22 protein-coding genes are annotated in these 17,685 nt (G+C 42.1%); 16 read left to right on the top strand and 6 right to left on the bottom strand.

Annotation, left to right across the window (positions count from 1 at the left end; translation table 11 throughout):
• The 3 genes from ACYQ3A_RS00230 to ACYQ3A_RS00240 all read left to right on the top strand — a co-directional run bounded on the left by ACYQ3A_RS00230 (nt 1) and on the right by ACYQ3A_RS00240 (nt 3,700).
• Complete coding sequence (locus ACYQ3A_RS00230) at nt 1-1,173, top strand: HD domain-containing protein (RefSeq protein ID WP_459894350.1); 1,173 nt, start codon at nt 1-3, stop codon at nt 1,171-1,173.
• Nucleotides 1,158-1,730, top strand: a complete 573-nt coding sequence (locus tag ACYQ3A_RS00235) for a hypothetical protein (RefSeq protein ID WP_459894353.1) — start codon at nt 1,158-1,160, stop codon at nt 1,728-1,730. Before ACYQ3A_RS00230 ends, ACYQ3A_RS00235 begins: the two co-directional genes overlap by 16 nt.
• Before the next feature lie 260 nt (nt 1,731-1,990).
• Nucleotides 1,991-3,700 carry a DUF4209 domain-containing protein gene (locus tag ACYQ3A_RS00240; protein WP_459894357.1) on the top strand — a complete coding sequence of 570 codons (1,710 nt, stop codon included), beginning with the start codon at nt 1,991-1,993 and terminating at the stop codon, nt 3,698-3,700.
• A gap of 32 nt (nt 3,701-3,732) precedes the next feature.
• Here the strand turns inward: ACYQ3A_RS00240 and vapC are convergent, their stop codons facing one another.
• On the bottom strand, nt 3,733-4,125 hold the full coding sequence (vapC, locus tag ACYQ3A_RS00245; protein ID WP_459894607.1) for a type II toxin-antitoxin system tRNA(fMet)-specific endonuclease VapC: 393 nt from the start codon (nt 4,123-4,125) through the stop codon (nt 3,733-3,735).
• Between the two features lie 5 nt (nt 4,126-4,130).
• Nucleotides 4,131-4,367 (bottom strand): antitoxin, encoded by a 237-nt coding sequence (locus tag ACYQ3A_RS00250; protein ID WP_459894359.1) that lies wholly within the window; start codon nt 4,365-4,367, stop codon nt 4,131-4,133.
• Nucleotides 4,368-4,712: 345 nt separating this feature from the next.
• Between ACYQ3A_RS00250 and ACYQ3A_RS00255 the strand changes: the two genes are divergently transcribed.
• From ACYQ3A_RS00255 to ACYQ3A_RS00290, 8 genes are all read left to right on the top strand, one after another.
• Nucleotides 4,713-5,729 carry a hypothetical protein gene (locus ACYQ3A_RS00255; protein WP_459894361.1) on the top strand — a complete coding sequence of 339 codons (1,017 nt, stop codon included), beginning with the start codon at nt 4,713-4,715 and terminating at the stop codon, nt 5,727-5,729.
• Nucleotides 5,701-6,192, top strand: coding sequence for a hypothetical protein (locus ACYQ3A_RS00260; protein WP_459894363.1), 492 nt, complete (start codon nt 5,701-5,703; stop codon nt 6,190-6,192). Before ACYQ3A_RS00255 ends, ACYQ3A_RS00260 begins: the two co-directional genes overlap by 29 nt.
• Entirely contained in the window at nt 6,185-6,727 is a 543-nt protein-coding gene (locus ACYQ3A_RS00265; RefSeq protein WP_459894366.1) for a lytic transglycosylase domain-containing protein, read from the top strand. Before ACYQ3A_RS00260 ends, ACYQ3A_RS00265 begins: the two co-directional genes overlap by 8 nt.
• A gap of 8 nt (nt 6,728-6,735) precedes the next feature.
• Nucleotides 6,736-7,248, top strand: a complete 513-nt coding sequence (locus tag ACYQ3A_RS00270; RefSeq protein ID WP_459894369.1) for a hypothetical protein — start codon at nt 6,736-6,738, stop codon at nt 7,246-7,248.
• Nucleotides 7,249-7,387: 139 nt separating this feature from the next.
• Entirely contained in the window at nt 7,388-7,765 is a 378-nt protein-coding gene (locus tag ACYQ3A_RS00275; RefSeq protein ID WP_459894371.1) for a HEPN domain-containing protein, read from the top strand.
• The gene (locus tag ACYQ3A_RS00280; protein ID WP_459894373.1) at nt 7,740-8,024 is read left to right on the top strand and encodes a hypothetical protein; all 285 of its coding nucleotides are present in this window, start codon (nt 7,740-7,742) and stop codon (nt 8,022-8,024) included. The genes ACYQ3A_RS00275 and ACYQ3A_RS00280 overlap by 26 nt, the downstream gene beginning before the upstream one ends.
• 22 nt (nt 8,025-8,046) lie before the next feature.
• A complete protein-coding gene (locus ACYQ3A_RS00285) occupies nt 8,047-8,352 on the top strand; it encodes a hypothetical protein (protein ID WP_459894375.1) in 306 nt (101 codons plus the stop codon).
• A 14-nt stretch (nt 8,353-8,366) separates the two neighbouring features.
• On the top strand, nt 8,367-8,705 hold the full coding sequence (locus tag ACYQ3A_RS00290; RefSeq protein WP_459894378.1) for a hypothetical protein: 339 nt from the start codon (nt 8,367-8,369) through the stop codon (nt 8,703-8,705).
• Between the two features lie 13 nt (nt 8,706-8,718).
• Here ACYQ3A_RS00290 and mazF read toward each other — a convergent pair whose 3' ends face one another.
• From mazF to ACYQ3A_RS00310, 4 genes are read right to left on the bottom strand one after another with little or no spacing between them, the layout of a single operon-like run.
• Nucleotides 8,719-9,069, bottom strand: coding sequence for an endoribonuclease MazF (mazF, locus tag ACYQ3A_RS00295; protein WP_459894381.1), 351 nt, complete (start codon nt 9,067-9,069; stop codon nt 8,719-8,721).
• Nucleotides 9,050-9,286 carry an AbrB/MazE/SpoVT family DNA-binding domain-containing protein gene (locus ACYQ3A_RS00300; protein WP_459894383.1) on the bottom strand — a complete coding sequence of 79 codons (237 nt, stop codon included), beginning with the start codon at nt 9,284-9,286 and terminating at the stop codon, nt 9,050-9,052. Before ACYQ3A_RS00300 ends, mazF begins: the two co-directional genes overlap by 20 nt.
• Before the next feature lie 58 nt (nt 9,287-9,344).
• Nucleotides 9,345-12,977 carry a conjugal transfer protein TraG N-terminal domain-containing protein gene (locus ACYQ3A_RS00305; protein WP_459894386.1) on the bottom strand — a complete coding sequence of 1,211 codons (3,633 nt, stop codon included), beginning with the start codon at nt 12,975-12,977 and terminating at the stop codon, nt 9,345-9,347.
• A gap of 11 nt (nt 12,978-12,988) precedes the next feature.
• A complete protein-coding gene (locus tag ACYQ3A_RS00310; RefSeq protein WP_459894389.1) occupies nt 12,989-13,591 on the bottom strand; it encodes a hypothetical protein in 603 nt (200 codons plus the stop codon).
• Between the two features lie 72 nt (nt 13,592-13,663).
• Here ACYQ3A_RS00310 and ACYQ3A_RS00315 point away from each other — a divergent pair, with 72 nt between their 5' ends.
• The 5 genes from ACYQ3A_RS00315 (at nt 13,664) to ACYQ3A_RS00335 (ending at nt 17,667) form a co-directional block, all read left to right on the top strand.
• Nucleotides 13,664-14,353 (top strand): hypothetical protein, encoded by a 690-nt coding sequence (locus ACYQ3A_RS00315; RefSeq protein WP_459894391.1) that lies wholly within the window; start codon nt 13,664-13,666, stop codon nt 14,351-14,353.
• 53 nt (nt 14,354-14,406) lie between these two features.
• The gene (locus ACYQ3A_RS00320) at nt 14,407-14,658 is read left to right on the top strand and encodes a hypothetical protein (RefSeq protein WP_459894393.1); all 252 of its coding nucleotides are present in this window, start codon (nt 14,407-14,409) and stop codon (nt 14,656-14,658) included.
• A complete protein-coding gene (gene iscB, locus ACYQ3A_RS00325) occupies nt 14,659-15,852 on the top strand; it encodes an RNA-guided endonuclease IscB (RefSeq protein WP_459894396.1) in 1,194 nt (397 codons plus the stop codon).
• 64 nt (nt 15,853-15,916) lie between these two features.
• Nucleotides 15,917-16,897: a TraU family protein gene (locus ACYQ3A_RS00330; protein WP_459894399.1), complete on the top strand. Its 981-nt coding sequence runs from the start codon at nt 15,917-15,919 to the stop codon at nt 16,895-16,897.
• Entirely contained in the window at nt 16,882-17,667 is a 786-nt protein-coding gene (locus ACYQ3A_RS00335) for a TrbC family F-type conjugative pilus assembly protein (RefSeq protein WP_459894401.1), read from the top strand. The genes ACYQ3A_RS00330 and ACYQ3A_RS00335 overlap by 16 nt, the downstream gene beginning before the upstream one ends.
• Nucleotides 17,668-17,685 lie beyond the last annotated feature (18 nt).

Genomic DNA, 17,685 nt, shown 5'->3' on the forward strand with positions numbered 1-17,685 from the left:
ATGCGGATATTTAGATGGCTTTTCAAGGTAATCTTTGGAGACTTTGAGCAGTTGCTTTACGTTCTTGTTTCTCTCGGGGTTTTCCTGTTCCTTGTACTTACTTGGAAAACTCACAAGGAGCTCATATTGAGTAGCTATCTGACAGCTGTGGTTTTTGCTATTCTGTGTTTTCTGGCCGTTGTTCTTGTTTTCAGGCTGGTTGTTGAAGTGGCCAAGAGCGTTTTCCGAGAAGACATGGAGCTTTTTGAGGTAATAGCTTTTGTTGAGGCTAAGAGGAAGGCTGAGGAGCTGAAGAAACAAAACCGTTCTCCTGAGATAAAGGTTGCAAGATTTGGCGGTCTGCGTTCATTTCTGTCTTCTATCTTTTCCTTTTTAGCCTCAAAGGAGAGGGGTGCAGAGGAGAAGTCCCGTGAGGAGCAGAAAGAAGAGGTTCCTGTAAGTTCCTCTACTAATGTTCATTCCACCGTTCAGCGTCAAGCTGCTAAAGAGGTAGAAGAGAAGACGGAAGAAGAAAAGACTGAGGATAGCAAGGAAGAACAGAATGTTCCGGTTATTAAAGTGGCTGTTCCAAAGGAGGTAGAAAGCGCTGCAGACAGAATTAGAGAAACTTTTAAGAAAATTACCGGTAACAATTACACTTCTGTGGAGCCGTCTGTAGAGAAAATTCTCAGCGTTTATCTTGAAGAACCGGAAACATCGTCACTTGGAGCTCTATCTGTGAATTCAAACGGGATTGCAGAGAAGCTGATGAAAGTTCCTCTCCTTGTCCACGTTGCTAATGTAGTTGAAGAGGCTGCAAGGCTTTCTTCTTCCCTTGAATTTCCTACTGAAAAGTTGGGACTGCTATTTGCAGCGCTAACCCATGATATAGGGAAGCTCCCGAGTGTCTGGAAGAAATATGACTCTCTGTATGTTTCACATAAGCATCCTGACTATGGAGCTAACTTTATAGCTTCTATGGCTGAAAGCTTAAGCCTGCCTTACGATAGCTCATGGTGGGAAAATGTTGTAAAGGCTGTTAGGTTTCATCACTCTTCTTCAAAAGAGGTTTCTTACCTGTCTTACCTTAGGGAAGCGGACTTTAGGGCGAGGAGAAAGGAATCTAACGCAGACGAAGCAGAACTTAAGGATTTTATAAGGAAGTGGTTGGGGACCTTATGTCTGGGGGGTTAGAGGAAGTAATTTCAAGGTTTGTAAAGAACTTTGAGGAGAAACTTTTGAAGAGACTTCAGGATGACCCAGGTTATTTCTACTTCATATATCAGAAGCGTCTCTTTCTCTTTCCTGCGGAAACTTCAGAAGGAGAGCTCCGTTTTTACCTGGATCCTGAGTACATAGTCAAGACCTGCATAGACGGAGACGTTGCCCTTCTGGAAGCTTTAAAGGGATACAGAGATCAGAACGGCTATTTGACCCAGAACATAAAGAGAAACCTCTATGAAGGACTTGTTAAGGCCGGATATATAGCCTCAACGAAAATGCATAAGGTTTCCTTTGACAAAGGTATCAAGAGGATTGTTAAGAAAGGCTTTGTAAAGGGAGAAGATGCCATTATGGCCTTTCTACTGGTTCCTGAAAAGTTGGGAGTTGATGTAGAACAGGTAGCTGAGGCTGTTTCTCAGAGGGTCGTCAGAAAGCCTTCTGAGTATTATATCGGTAAAGGGTATGACGAAATCAGTAATCAGGAGTTGTTTATACCTAATAAGAAGTTAGTTAACAGGTATTGTTGATTACTGGTTCCGAATATACTTATGTTAATGTGAATGGTTTCATTGGTTTTGGAACTTGGGTTACTGTGGTGTATGGGGTTTGAGTTGTTAATTCAGTATTTTGTTATTGTTATTTAGTTTTTAGTTACCAGTGTTTATGTTTTTCATCATCACTTTGTTATAAGCTATAGTAGGCTATAATTATGTTTAGGTCTCTAAAGGAAGCAAAGAGCTCTGAGGAAGGAATGGAGAAGATTTTAAGAGAATAGGGGGGAGGTGGTATGTCTGTTGAGTCTATATCAAGTTTTCTTAAGGGTGAGACTGAAGGAAGGAATGTAATTGTATTGCGAAAATTATTTATGAAACAGCTACAAGGAGGTGATTTTAAGAGAGAAGTAGATAGCTTGCTGGATGAGGAGATTGACCTCCTTGAAGAAAGGTTGAGGAAAGAACGGATTTCCCTTCCTGAGAAAATTTTAACTTTAGTAGTTTTATTTGTTAGATATGGACGTAAAGCGGAGAAAGAATTCAAGGAGCTTCTGGATTGTTTGAGAAGCTATTATCTGGATTTGCAGAATTTAAAAAACGAAGAGATCATTCATCTTGCTTGTAATGTGTTTTTCTTATCTTTACTTTGGGGAAGTAGGTTTTATAAAAAGAATGAACTGGTATTGAGGGAAATAGGGAATCTAGTGAATGAGTATATAAACCTTTTAGAGAATGTTGACTTAGAGAGTCTATATGAGGAGGACTTTTTTAACAAAAGTCCTCTCTTTCTATACTGGATATTGATGCCGTTGATTCAACTTTTGTGTGATTTGGCAGTAGAGGATGATACTAAGAGACAGAAAGTACGGGAAATATTTCTAAAATACTTTGATTTCTACGTAGAGAAGGGTATGTGTTATGAGGCTAACGTGCTTATAGAAGAAATCGTAAGTTGCAAAGGGAATTCTTTTCTTAGTAGGGAGGAGTATGAGGAATGTTTGTTAAAAATAGGCGATTGTTATTACCTTCTGGGAAAAAGACTTTTCGGAGTAAAAGGGTTTCATTATTTAAATATTGCACTTCAATTTTTTGAAAGGGCCGGGCAGAAGGATAAGATAGATAGACTGAAGGTGGAAATTTACAAGAAAGAAGAGGAGATCCTTTTAAAAGAAAAGGAGTACACTCTGCCTCAAGAGGTTGAGGAAAAGCTAAGGTGTAATTTGGAGAAGCTTAAGCATAAAGTTTTGGAAAAGCTGAAAGAAGAAGGTTGTATAGAGGCATTAGGTTTAATTGTCAATCCATTTTCTTTACCAAATAGAGATCTGGTAAATAAATCAGTTAAAGAGAGTTCCCCTATTATGTATTCCTTGGCTTCCGTAATACCTATCACTGAAGCAAGAGTAGGTTATCTTAACTCAAAGGAGGAGTATGAAAAATTCCAAAAGGCACAATTATTGCAAATGCTCTTGTTTATTTCTACCATGAACTTCTTCATACCTGTTGTGGAATTGCTGATTGAGAACTTGGGGAAGAGGGCTTTCGTAGACTGTGTCCTAAAGCTATATAGAAACTCTTTTCTGTATGAGCCACAAAGAGAGGAACTATTAGAAGCTGTTATAAAATCTTTTGTGGATGAAAGTTATTCGTTGGTCAACTTTGTCTTGATACCCAATATAGAGCACATGTTGAAGGTTTTCTTTTTGAAGAATGGCATCAATATCTTTAATAGAAAGGCATTTAAATTGGAAGCAATAACTTTAAACGCGATCTTGTCTCAAGATAATAGAAGAGAAATTATAGAGAGGTATTTTGGGAAAGAATTTTACGACCTATTGTGGTTGATGTTTGAGTATGAATATGGATTAAATATGAGGAATGCATTGATGCATGGGGAGGGTTTGATATATACCAGTAAGTACTATGTGTATTTAGTCTTTTTTGTGTTTCTATATCTTTTGTTGTATACCCAAGTATATGTGCCGATGCAGCCAGAGGATTGTTGAAATGTTCCAAAAGGTAATAGGTATTGCAATGATTATTTCAGCCAATTTTCTACTTTCAGTCCTTCTACTCTGAGGAATTCTTTCTCGTTATTAGTAACCAGCACAGCAGATAGAGACCTTGCGTGGGCAGCAATTTGAAGATCGTAAGCTCCTATAACTATTCCTCTCTTCTCCAGATCTGCTCGGATTAAGGCGTATTCCTCAGCAGCCTTTAAGTCAAAGTCGTAGACAACAAAGCAGTCAATAAAGTGTTTAACCACTTCTACCAGCTTTTGACTGCCTTTTTTGTAGGCTCCGTAGAGTAGCTCAGACGCAACGATAGACGATAGGGCTACTTCATGGAGCTCTTCAACCTTTTTTAATTTCTTCTTGACGCTTTCAGGTCGGTTCCGAATAATGTAGCTACAAATATTCGTATCAAGCATGTAAATCAAAACAGTTCCCTCTCCTGTGGTTTCGGCTGGTTTCGGTCTTCCAGAAAATCATTACGCAATTCCTGGATACTGTTAAGCTCTTCAAAGATTACATCCCACTTCTTATCCGGTGGAAACAGGAGAATTCTGTTACCTACCTTCGTTATACACAGTTCCTTCTCCTTAACCGCAAACTCCTTCGGTAGTCTGACAGCTAAAGAGTTACCGCTCTTGAAAACCTTAGTTGTTTTCATTGCCTACCTCGCAAGTGTTTACTTTAAGTATATACCTAACTACTGAGAGTTCAAGGCGTTTAATTTATTAAGAGGTAATTGATACTTGATTGACAGTTATTAGTAATTAGTTAACAGTCGTTAGTTTTCACTGAACCTCAGTCCAAGCACCGCAATCACAAGAACGGTTCCCTTATATACATGTAGTACATAATTCCTTACTGTACATAAGCGATTTCCGTGTAGTTAGCAGTAATCAGTATAAATGACAACTGGACACTAATTAAATAGTCCTGCTTTGTAATCAGTAATTGACAAATACTGATAACCGATTATCTTTAACTAAAAACTACTGAGGAGGTAGCAATGAAGGAGGAGTGGAGACAAGTGGAGCTCCTTGCAACGGATACGGGCTACTCGTATCTAAAGGGAGCTTGGAAGGAAGACGGTAAGCTAAAGCTTGTTCGTATCCCTTCAGCCGTTGCTCAATTTGAGGACAACGCAAGTGGTCTTGAAGGAGCTCTGACTCCAGACATTTACTACAAGGGTAATTATTACCTTGCTGGAGAGAAGGCAAAGAAGTTTGAGTCAAGGTTGATAGATACATATCAAGAAGACTTTTCCGTTGTTTACACGCCTGTTCTGATGTACGAACTTATGAGAGAAAACAAAGTTCTCCCTCAAAAAGTCTGCGTTTCCATAGCTTTATCTGAATTTGACAAAGAGATTGTCGTTTTTGACCCTGAGGAGGGAATAAAAAAAGGGAAGAAGAAAAAGCTAATAAGAGACTACGCTTCTTCCTTTGAGATTAACGGAGAGAAGTTTGAGTTTGAGGTCTTTGTTTTCCCCCAGGGTGTAGGTATCTGGCTTGATGTTGGAACGCCTGAGAATGCTGTCATAGTGGACATCGGAGACAGGACTGTGGATCTCGTTTTTGTTAGAGACGGTCAGATAATAGGAGCTGGTTATACAACGGGTTTCCAGAATGAAGGAACTATGAAGATTGCTGACGCCTTAGCAAGGGAAATCAAAAAGCTGACAGGAAAGCCTGTTGACATCAAGAAGGCAAAGATGTGGCTTGAGAGAGACAGCATTATATACGGCGGAAAGGAAATAGACCTAAGGCCTATCAAGCAAAAAGTAGGACTCCACTACATCAGAGAAATAATTACCAAGTTGAATGCTAAGCCAGAGATAAAGGACTTCATAGATACCTATGGCAAAGTAATCTTTGCTGGTGGTGGTGCGAGATTTGTGCCCGAAGAAATTAAAGAACACTTCGGAATAGAAGTTCCTCCAGAACCAGAATTCTCAAACGTCCGTGGATTCCTAAAAGCATTAGAGGAGGAGAGTGATGATAAAGCTGAAGCCGAAAATGCTTAGAGGAGTATCTTTTTCAATAGAGAGCAACGGAAAAGAGGTCAGTGTAGATTCTCTTTTCCCCAGAGGTTTTAAGACAAAGCTGATAGAAAGGTTTCTTGAGGAGTTTTCAACTCAGGTAAAGACTGATGACCCGGAAAAGTTCGTTAAGGCTCTTTTCTACTTCGTTTACGGAGATAACGTTCCAAAACATGCTCGTGAGAAGGAGTCTGACATAATTGAGTTTTTGAAGTGGAGAGTGGGAGCCCCAGTTAAAGGAATACAGGAGGAAGAAACTTCTGTTCTGAAGACTGTCCCTAAGCAGGATATTCAGATACCAGAGTCTTCTCAAGCTGTAGAAGAACATGAAGCAAGGAAGGAGCCCGAGCCGGTAAAAGATGAAGTTAAAGAAGCTCCAAAGCCTGTTAAGAAGAGGATTAGCTTTACTGATGTTCTTCCTTACGCTTACAAGGGGGACGATGAATAGTTTTGGAGGCTGTCTGGAGGATGCAGCCGCTCGTTATGGGGTGTCTCCCCTGCTGCTTGAAGCTATAGCTCTCGTAGAGTCAGGAGCCAATCCGTTTGCTGTTGGTATTAAGGCTAAGCCGAAAGAGGCCAAGTTGCTGAAAAGGCTGTTTGATGAAGCTGGAGTGCCGTATGTTTTAACGAGGCAATCAAATTCTTGGGTGCTTTCTGTTTTTCCGGAAAGCAAGGAAAGGGCCGGCTGGGTTGTAAAAGTTGCAGCTAATCTTTCAGTTACCTACGACGTTGGTCTTATGCAGATTAATAAACTCTGGATAGATAAGTATGACTTGGAACCCGAATGGCTTCTTGACAGATGTTATGCCTATAAGTGGGGAGCTTTCGTTCTTTCAAGGATGATTAAAAGATACGGCTACACTTGGGAGGCTGTCTGGCACTATAACGGTAGGAAAGATTATGCTGTGAAGGTGTTTAGGAAGGTGAAGGAGCTGTGCAGGGAAAGATATAGGGATGAGCCTTATTGTAAACATTTCAATTAGGGGTTTAGATGGAAAAGGTGGTCATTGAAGCTGCGAGAACACTTAAGGAAGAAAATCCTCTCAGTCTTCATGTTTTTGTTGAGGATAGTGAAGACTGGGAGCTCTCAAGGAAGTTTTCGGCTTTAGAAGAGCAGATGGAAGTTCCCTGGAGTTTCACTGTGGAGCTCTGTCCAAAGGAAAACGAGTTTGACGCAGGAGTGGAGCTCCGTGTATCTAAACCGGAGCTTTCCTCGCTTGAACTAAAAATGGTTTTTCCTCTGTCTGCCTGGACCTTTGCCAAGGAGATGATTTCTGTTTTCTTTTTCCAAAAGTCAAAGAGGGGAGACCTGTTTGTCAAGGAGGAGGGAATAGCCTTTAAAATGCCGCCGGAACTGATTGAGGACGTTGAAAGAAAGATAGAGGATTTTGGACTGGAACTCTTCTACGACAAGGTTCTTAAGGTTGGTAATCCTTATTCCCCTGAGTATGTGGAAGGAGTGTACGAGAGTTTTGTGGTTCAGAGATATTTAGGAGAAATTTAGCGCTAATCCTCCCCTTTAAAAGGGGAGATACAGCGCACGGCGTAAGCCGTACTTACGCCCGTGGAGAGTGCGGTTGCACTCGCTGAAGCGGGAAGCTCCTCATTTTAATGAGGAGTAGTTCACGTTCCGGGAGGAAGAGTTGAAGGACTATTTTGAGAAAGCAGAAAGACAGTTTAATGCTGCCCTTCTGCTTTATGTAAATGGTTATAACAACGATGCTCTCTCAAGGTTGTACTATTCTTTTCGGTCATTAGCTGTTTTTGTTGTTGGAAAGCCTGAAAAAGGTAAATGGCGTCACTCAGCCTTGATGAGGAAGATTGTGATGGAAATTGATAGGTTAGGACTTTTCCCTCTTTCAAGGGAGGAAAGAAAGCTTATTAAGGATTTTGCTTCAGTGAGAGAGGATGCAGATTACGAACTTGTGGATATTCCTAAAGGGGTTGTTGAGTCATACATTAAACTTGTAGAACGGTTTATGAAGGAGATCGGCGATGCTAAAGATAACGACAAAAGTTGACATGCTGAAGGATGCGCAGGAATGTATTGATTCAGTACCTGAACTTAAAGGACATGTAAAGCTTGACCTTTCAGACGAAACGGAAAGCGGTGCTGATTTGAGCTTGAGGGTGATTACGGACCTCCCGTTTTCGTGGGAACTAAGGGAGAAAGTCGTTAATGCTCTTTACGATTGCTTAGAGAAATATGATCCATACATAACTTTGCACTTTGAGTGGGAATATGTGTCTGAAACCAGAACAAATAATACTTTGAGGTAAGGAAAGTGGGGTATTCCAGTAAATGCATAGCGTAAAAAGCATTGTAACTGTTTTCCTTTGGGATATGCCCGTTTTAGTAAAAAAGCCGGATAAACTCTTGCAGATGATAGAAAGGTACAAGAGAGGGAATTTGCGTCCGGAGGATAAAGTAGTGGTAAGTGTCTTAAAGCACAGGCTTTTGAGAGTTCAGAATGGAGCTACGATTTATGAGCACCTTTTTGGAGATAGAGCTCCTGTTACCAAGAGAAAGTGGTTTACGCCTCCGGATGAGTTGGCTGTCAAGCTTAGGGAAAAGATAGAAGCTGTGGCGTCATCTTCTGAACCTTAGCGAAGAGGTAAATTATGACTCGCAGGGAACTTGAACATGTTAGAAAGCAGTATAGATCTGTCAAAGTTTTGGTAACTATGGAGGTTTTATTTCATCTCCTTCCTTCTTTCGTTTCTTTATTCTTGCCGGAACCCTACGATGCTTGGGGAATTCTCTGGCTTATGTTTGGTGGACTTGTAATACTTGTTATCTATAACTTAATTGCTTTGATTTTCGGGTTGGAACGTGGATTTCCGATTTTGGGTAGTGATGGGGGAAACGGTTACTATAGTCGGTGTAATGATCCAGACAATATGTATTATGATCCTGGCTGTCCTGAGTCTCCCTACTATGAGGATAGCATTAGGTATTAGACATCTTGCCTTGCTAATAGAACAAGAGCAATTGAATTTTTTCTAAGACCTCTTTCAAAGTATTTTCAGGTACTTTTACTATGAACGAAGCTTTCCTAACACTCCAGTCCAAATTACGAATTTGGTCTGCAAGAATAACACCTCTTACAGGACAATCAGCTGGCAGAGGAACTTCAAAGGGATAACCTTTCCGTTTAGACGTTATCGGGCAGAATAAACCTAAGCTTGTCTTTTCATTATAAAGTTTGGGAGACAGACATAGAGCAGGTCTTTTCCCTGCTTGCTCGTGTCCTGCTTGTGGTGAAAACTGTAACCACAAAATATCTCCCCTCTCAGGGACGTACTTACCACTCTTCTTTTCCACTCCTTCCACCCCAATTAATTTCACTATGTACGTTCTCAGGAGTTATTTGTTTTAACAACTCTTCTAACTGCTTCCTCTTGTTGGGAATAATTACCAACTTGTCATTTTCAAGTCGTAACTCTACTTCCGCGTTAGGACAAAGACCAATTTCTTTGGCAAACGCAGAAGGTATTCTTACAGCTAAACTGTTTCCCCACTTTTGAACTTTAGTAAACATGCTCTTTCTCCCCTATAGATTTGAAGTATAAATTATGTAGATACATGATAATTTGCAACTATTCAATTAGCTTAGCTTTAAGTCTTTCGGCAGCCTGTGGACTTAAAACAAGCTTTGTAGAGCCAGTCTTTTCAAGTTTATCCTTGTCCATCAACACCAGCTGAGCTGTTTCAGCGAGAGAGAGCTCCTTTCCTTGGTCATTCTCGCTGCTTACGAGGAAGTTTCCGTTAGGTAGAGGACTGATATAGTAGTTTCCTATTCTTCCAACTTGCCCAGGTTGTAAGTTCTTTAGGTCGTTCATGCTGTTGACAGGGACAATTTGTTCTCCTGCTGGTTCAGCGTCAATTAATGCTCCTAAATAAGCACCACCAGCTGCTGTGGCTCCTCTGGCGAGCCACTTTCCAAATCCTTTAGCCATATCAACTACTGTATCCTTTATAGCATCCTTAGCGGCTTGTTTCTTTCCGATGTTGAATAAATCATGCACATCGGCGATGTTGGTTCTCTTGGCTAATCTTTCGGCAACATCTTTTGCTGCTTTGGCTTCGGCGAGGGTTCTATATGCCTCGTACGCTTTCTGGACTGCTATAGCTCCCGCTGCCGTTTTGAACTCTTTAGTTTGGGCAGCGTTATGGAGAGCTCGGAGCGTGGATGGGGTTTCGTTCGCTTTCTCTTCGTGCTTGTTGAATTCCTTGTGGAACTTTTTCACTTCTGTGCTATACCTTCTGGTAAGAGCATTGTGAGCCTGGTCAACTGTACCTTCTTTCGCTAAAGCTTTTCCTCTGCTGCTTTCCACCTGTGCTACTGCTTTTCCGTGAACCTTAGCTACTCCCTTTTGAGCCTCTTCTTTCAGCTGTTGAGCGTTCCTGGAAGTGTCGTAGAGACCTTTGACAACTTTCTCCTTCAGTTGAGGGTCAAAATGGTTAGGATCTATCTGTTCGCCTTTTGTTTTAACCTCATCTGCGACGAGGTTCATCTTTTCTTCTACATGCTCTTTTACATCTCTGTAGTTTTGTTGGGCCAGTTGAACCAACTCGTTGGCTATTTCCGGACTCTTTGTAGCAGCTACTCCGAGTAATATGGCTTTAGCTTGGTCGCTTTGGCCTGAGTCTTCCAGTATGTCTATAAATCTTCTTGCGTCTTCAGAGATGTATGTCCTGGCGGTGTTTATAAGCTGGTTTAGTCTACTGGCAAAGAGCTGGTCGTGTTTTGCCCTTTCAATTAGGCTTGGAATAAGGGCTTTCTGGAATGTACTGTTCTCTCCCTCATTATAGTGTCTGTTTACAGATGCGCCTGAACCAACTCTTGCTGTGGAGCTTATGGAATCCCCTTCATGACCTCTGTGGACTTTGGCTGTTGATGTGTTTGCGAGATAAGCTTTTTCGTTGTTGAAGTTAATTGAACCGGATATGTCGTGATTCCCTGTTTCCCCTATTCCGCCAGATACGTTAAATCCGTATTTCTTGGCAAATAGGTCAACGATGGCTGTGTTTTCTGAGTCTCCTATTTGGTTATTAAGTTTTCCGTCATGGGAAACATGGTTCTCATAGGTTCGGTCATTAATCCCTCGGATTCCTAAGTTAAGATTGATATCGGGTGAAAGTTTCTTTAGAGCTTGGAGGTAAGGATTTCCTCCTTTGCTTGGGAAACGGCCTGAGGATCCTCCTGCTCCTCCGCTTCCTGGACCTCCTTTCCAACCTAATCCTCCATCTGCAGTGGCTAAAGTCTTATCACTTGCTCTCTGGCTGTCTCCAAAACCTTGTCCGTCTAATATTGTGCTGTTTCTGTTGAGTCCGTAGGTGTAGGACTTTTGGTTTCCTCCTAAGAGATTTTCTGTCCCGTTAAGGTTGAAGTTTGCATTCTGAGAGAGTCTGTATGCTTCATTTCCACTAACAGCACTGGAGCCTTTATCTTGTAGAGAATAGGTTTCCTGCTTTGATGTATCGGTTCCGTTGCTTTTCTGGTGGTTGTAGATATTATCCTTCCCGGCCTGCTTTTGATCACTGTAGTTTGTTCCGCCTCCGTAAGAATAGGATTTTGTTCCGAATATGCTTTGTCCATCAATTGAGGCATTAGTTCCGTTTCTAAAGGTCGTGGAGTGGTCGTAAATGGTGCTGTCTCTGTCACTAAAGATTCTGTCGTGAGTCCTGGTTATGTCGTTATGCTGGCTGATTTGCTGGCCCGTTCTGAAGATGGAAGTGTCGTCAAATTTATTTGCTGAAAAATTGTTGGCAGAAGTGTTTCCTACGCTTACGTTGCCGTAGGATAGGTTACCAGTAGCAGCTCCGGCTGCAGAGGATGATGCAGCTCCCGCAATTCCAGAGGCAAAGCCTCCTGCGAACCTTACAAAGGCGTATGTACTTCCTGTTAACAGAGCAAGTGATAAGATGATAATCAGAGAGGACGCCCATCCGCCTATTGTGAGCCACTCTTTCAAGGCTGATACGACAACCGGATAGTTCTCAATGTTTATGGTAGCGGTTGAGTACTTGGTAGTCTCTATAACCTGAGCAAGGTCGTTAACCTGAGATGCAATTATCCAGTTGATAACGGAACCTATCATGCCCCAGAAAAGGGGAAAGGCAGCAAGCATTACGGCAGTCCCGATGTACTGAAGAGGCCTGCCCATCCCTATACCGATGACAATTAGTATGGGAGTTACGGCTACGAAGAGGATGTTAAGGAAAGCTCTTATGTACGGCAAAAACGCCCTGATGGTATCTCCCATAGATGCGTTAGTTAAGAACAGTTTTTCCTTTGTTGTTGCTACAGTTAGTCCCAGCTGGTTGGGGTCAAGGCCGGCTTCTCCTGCTTTCCTTATGAGGGCATCATGGGAAACTGTTAGGAGAGCTTCTTGATATACAGCATCTTTGGCGTTTGAGGATATTCCCGTAAAATATTGGAGCTCGCTCCCGAGAACGGACTCTAAGGCTGCTGTATTGGTTCCGTATCCCATTACTTTGGCCAGGTCAGCAAAGGCTTTGTCCCTGTCTCTATCAAGGTCGGTTTTTATTAACCCAGCGGCTTCTTCGCAGGTTTTAGAAACGCCGTCAGGATAAGATGAGCTGTAATAAACTGTGGTTCTTGAAGGTTCAGCAGATGCAGCTGCTGTTATGACGTTCTTTACGGTATCTCTTTTAACTTGGTCAGGGCTTATGAGTCCTTCGATAAGAGCTGCAAATACGCAGTCCTTATAAAACTGGACAAGGGACTCTTTGAGGTAAGCGTCTTCTATCCTGATATAGTAGGCTGCGTCTCTCAGGTTTTTTACTCCTCCTGCGTAGCCTACTGAGTTGTAGGAAACTCCGTCAGGGAGAGAGAACGCCGTCTCAAAAGTTCTTGTTATGACGTATTCGGCTCTGTTTGAAAACCACAGCGGCAAGTAGACTGCTATGGGAATGTTATCAACTATTCCCGAAAGGCTTGGAGTTGTTTTGTCTGTTACTATCACGGTGTCCTTTATTTGAGTGAGGGAGAGGGCTAAAGCAATTATCAGTGTTATGTTCTTCAGGATTCTCCCAAAGTCAACATATCTGCCGTGGGCTGTGTTCCAAAAGACCCTTGCGAGGTATAGGGCTATTGCCGTTGCGAGCATTCCCTTGAAATTTGATGATGAAACTATGGCGGCTATGGCGTTGAGCGCTGTCTGCATAAGGTCGCCATAGCCGTAGGTATAAATTTCTACACTCATGAAATTCTCCTCTAAAGAATTGCAGTTAGTTTTGCAGCGTCTTCCAAGCTAAACGGGTTTAGTATTCTCTTTTTCTTGGCTGAAAAGGGAAACTTTAAAATGTTTCCTTGAATGGACAGGTCGCCGAATATTCCATCACTTTGGACTCCGTAAAGTCTCAGCAGTAATGTTCCCCAGAGAACGTCTTTCTCCTGGTCGTAAAGCTCATACGAGTATCCGTTTCTCAGGTCTGTTATGTTGACAATATTGTTGTTCCTGGTGACTCTAATCTGGTCCTGACAGATGTTAATTTCTTCTTTATCGTTATGGAGCTCCCTGAGTCTTAGGGCTAAACCTGATAATTCGTTCCTGAAGAAATAGATGCTTCCGGAGTTGTTCTGATTGGTAATCTTTATCCAGAGCTTCTCGTATTTACTGTTGAGGCTTTTGTATATGTACATAGAGCTATGGGCATCTCCGTAAGTGGTTCTGACCCCGGCTGAGAAACTTCTGAATAAAAAGCTCTTAAAGACAAGGACAGGGATTTCTATAGTTATGGATTCAATGCCGCTGTTTAACCTCACTGCAGACTTTTCCACGTGCAGTTCTACGCCTTCCCTCTCAAAGAGGAACATTTGTTCTCCTCCTGTTCTCTTTGGCATAATTTTAATTAAAACTATGTTTCAGGGAAGAATTTGCAGGGGTTGGTGTTAGCGCTTATTGTAGCGTTGCTTTGTGTGCGTGATGTTTTCGCAAAACAGATTTACGAAATCTGTTCTCCTTATGTTTTGAAACCTATTAATAGGACCTATCGGATAGCTGAAAGGGACATGCTTGAGGTTATCCAGCAGGAAGTTAAGGAAATTGACTGGGATGCTGTGAATCAACGTTTAAAAGAGCGTATTTATCGCTATAAACCGATAGATAGTTTCGTGCTGACGGAGGCCAAAGAGCACAAGATAAGGTATGTTGACCCTACGTGGTATCTGCCTTTTGATATCAAGGATGCTTACGGGAATGTCCTTTACCCGAAAGGAACAGCTGTAAACCCTTTGGAGAAAGTTCCAGAGGCTGTTTGGTCCAGAAGACTTTACGTTTTCTTCAATCTTGAGAATAAGGACCAGCGGGACTTCGTTAAGTACTTACTGAAAACGGAGAAAAGCAAGTTAATAACGTTGATTGCCGATGGCCATTCCGACTTAAAGGAAATTCATGACTTCATAAAAAAAGAACTCTACCCTGTTTACGCCCTCACTAAAACTGTAGCTCAGCGATTTGGCGTTAGCAAGAGCTTGTCTCTCGTCTCTTTTGTAAAAAAGGACGGCAAGCCTGTAGTGAAAGTGGAGGAGCTCCCTTCCTGGTACATAAGAAAGGTTTTGGACCTCCCTAAACCGTGAGCTTCTATGAGCTTCTCTCACGGTTTAGGTGGGTCTGAGGTGGAGGTAGTCCGTTGAGGGATAAGCTGAACCTACCGAACAGGAAGGTAGGAGGTGAAGAGGAGAGAGTAACTCTCTCCCGCTACCTACGTCCCGTAGTTGTCCGTAAGGACAGACACTCCGGGATGGAGCACCAGTCCCGGACCCTGTCGGTGGTGGGGAACGAAACCCAACCTGAGACGGTGTTGGTGAACATCTCCACCACTATCAGAGACTACGGGACTTCACCGAGGTGCAGTATAACCCCTTCGTGGGAGGTAGCTTAAATGCTGAAAACTAAACAGGTGAAAGTCTTTGTGGTAGATGCAGATGGTAAACCTCTTCTACCTACCACTCCTGCAAGAGCAAGGTTGTTGCTGAAAAAGGGCAAAGCAAAGGTTTACAGGATGATTCCCTTCACAATTCAGCTAAACAGAGTTGTTAGCAACCCCGTTGGAGAGTTTACTGTTGCTGTTGACGATGGAGCTAAGTGGATAGGAATTGCTGTAAAGGGAAAGGAAGAGGTTGTCTTTGTAGCTAACGTAAGGTTAAGACAAGACGTGAGTAGAAAAGTCAAGGAAAGAGCTATGTATCGTAAGAATAGGAGAAAGAGATTGAGATATAGACCCGCAAGGTTTCTAAACAGAAGAAGAGGAAAAGACTGGTTACCTCCTTCCATTAGATACAGGAAAGAGGTTGTTCTGAGGGTTCTTAACGACCTTAGAAAAATTCTTAACATCACCAAAGTAGTTATTGAACAGGTTAAGTTTGACATTTCCTCAATAGTAGCTGGAAGAAAGCTTACGGGAACAGAATACCAGCAGAAGAGATACGAGGGTAAGAATTTCAGGGAGAAAGTTCTTAAAAGAGACAACTATACCTGTCAAATTTGCGGGAGCAGGGAAAACCTTGAAGCTCACCACATAATTCCAAGAAGTAAAGGAGGAACTAACCTTGTAGAGAACGGAATTACTCTCTGTAAGGACTGTCATAAAGCTGTTCACGAAGGAAGGATAAAGATAACAGCTAACATTTTTTCCTTGAAAGCTCCTATCGTAGTCCAGCAAGGTAAGTTGTGGTTATATAGGAAGCTAAAGGAACAATTTAAGGAAGTAGAGATAACGTTTGGTTACCTAACGAAGAAGAGGAGAGAAAAGCTTGGACTTCCGAAAGACCACTATGCAGACGCTTGTGCAATGCTTAACTGCAACAAGATAGTTTCTCCCGTTTATCTCATCATTCCACGAAGAAGAAGACCAGAGATAAACAATCCTACTAAAAAGCATGATGAATACAGAGGATTTAGACACTTTGACCTTGTAGGTGCTTATCACAAAACGAAGGGAAAAGTAATCGGCTGTGTGAGAAGTTTAAAAAAGAGCGGTTTAGCAATAAGGACAAAGTTTTCAGACAACTTTGTTGTTGGGTATACGAAAAGCAAACTTCTTTGGAGACCAAGAGGGTTGATATATGTGGTCTAAAAACTGTCAAAGACTAAGGAAGGCTAAAGAAAAGCTAAACTGTTTAAGAGGAGGAGAATAAAAAGTGAAAAAGTTGGTTGCTCTGCTTTTATGTCTGACTTTACTTATTCCTGCAGGCAGGAGTTTTGCAAAGAGCGACTCGTGCGATTTTTTCAATCCTATAACTGATGTCTGTTGGTGGTGTCTTTTCCCTATTCGCATAGGTGGAGTCAAAGTAACTCTTGGGTATAACAACATAGACTACTCTGATGTGAACTCTCCCATCTGCGTTTGCATGACTCCTTTTCCCCGGATAGGGATAACTGTTTCCTTTTGGGAGGCTGCCAGAATAGCTGAGACGGTTCAGCAGCCGTGGAAGTTTCCTGACTTTTGCCTTGACCTTTCCATAGCTAAGATTCCTGCAGGTGGAACGGAATCTTCCAACGCAGTAAACCAGCCTCGTTATCAATGGCAGGTCCACTGGATAGCCTATCCGGTTTTTGAGATGCTCAGCATTGCAATGGACTTTATCTGTCTTGAACACACCGGTATAGACTTCGGTTATGTTTCAGAACTTGACCCCAATTGGAATGATGACTTTACTGCCCTGTTTGTCTATCCTGAAACAATCCTGTTTGCCAATCCTATTGCAGAGTTTGCCTGTCTACCCGATAGAGCCATGACTGCAACGAGACAGTTTGGTTTAACTCCGCTTTTCTGGTGTGCTGGGAACTGGGGAACGACGTATCCGCTAACGAAAGCAATCTCAGAGACGGATAGTCCAACTATTTCCGCAGCTTTAGCTGTTGCAAAAGTCAATGCGATGCTCCATAGAGACTTTGTAGCAAAGAAAACTGCCGGTCTTGAGGCTTTATGTGGACTCGGTTTCTCCTTCATTTTTCCTAAAAAACAATACAAGTACCAGCTTGCTAAGCCCATAAGGGATTTTCAGTGTGTTCCCGTAGGTCAGGATGAGATTTGGTGGGCTGAACTGAAGGAGCCGATTACGAAGGACACCTATCATACGTTTGTTATATGGAGGAAAAGGGATTGTTGCGCCTTCTGATTTTCCTCTTTCTCACGCTGAATGCTTATGCTGGTGATAATGGCTCGGCGGTTGATGTTAAGAGCATTGTTGGAAATTTAGAAAAGCAGGCGTCTGCTTATGGGAACTCCGAGGAGTTTAAAGAGCTGAAAAAGAAATTTGAACTCCGTAAAAAGCGGATTTTGGAAATGTCTAAAGAGATAGACTTTAGGGAGATGGTTGATAGAGTAAAAAGTCAGGGGTTTATGGACCAGATATCCAACGCCACGAAGGAAATAATACGCTGGACCGGTAAGGCCGGCAATACAAACAGCCAGAAGGACTTAGAGTTTTATGAGAGAGCTTCGCTTAAAGGGAATTCTGAACCTTGGGTGTTAGTTGTCTTCATGAGTTCCAGCATGGGGAGGGACTTTCAGCTTTACATTGATGATCTGGATGTTTTCCTTAGCAAGCAGCTTGATAAATGGGGAAAGCTTTATGTTGTTCCTTATGGTGTTATGCGCGGTGTTCTGGAAGATAACGGCAAGCCTTCTATTATGAAAACTGTTCTGTGGTTGCAGAACGTTTTAAAGGATAAGAAAGTGCAGGTTCTCATAGACCCAATTCTCTTTAGGCAGTATCGTGTTTCTTCTGTTCCGTGTCTTTTGCTGACAAAGTTTAGTTCGCTCACTAACAGAAGCTGTTCTGAAAGCTACTTTGGATGCGGATACTCAGTTTTTGGCTTTCTTAGAGCTGTGGAGGACAAGACGGAAAACAGGTTTCTTAAACGCATGTTAAGGGAACTTGATTAGGAGAAAAGAGGTGCGATT

This window comes from Desulfurobacterium crinifex, from assembly GCF_054656775.1.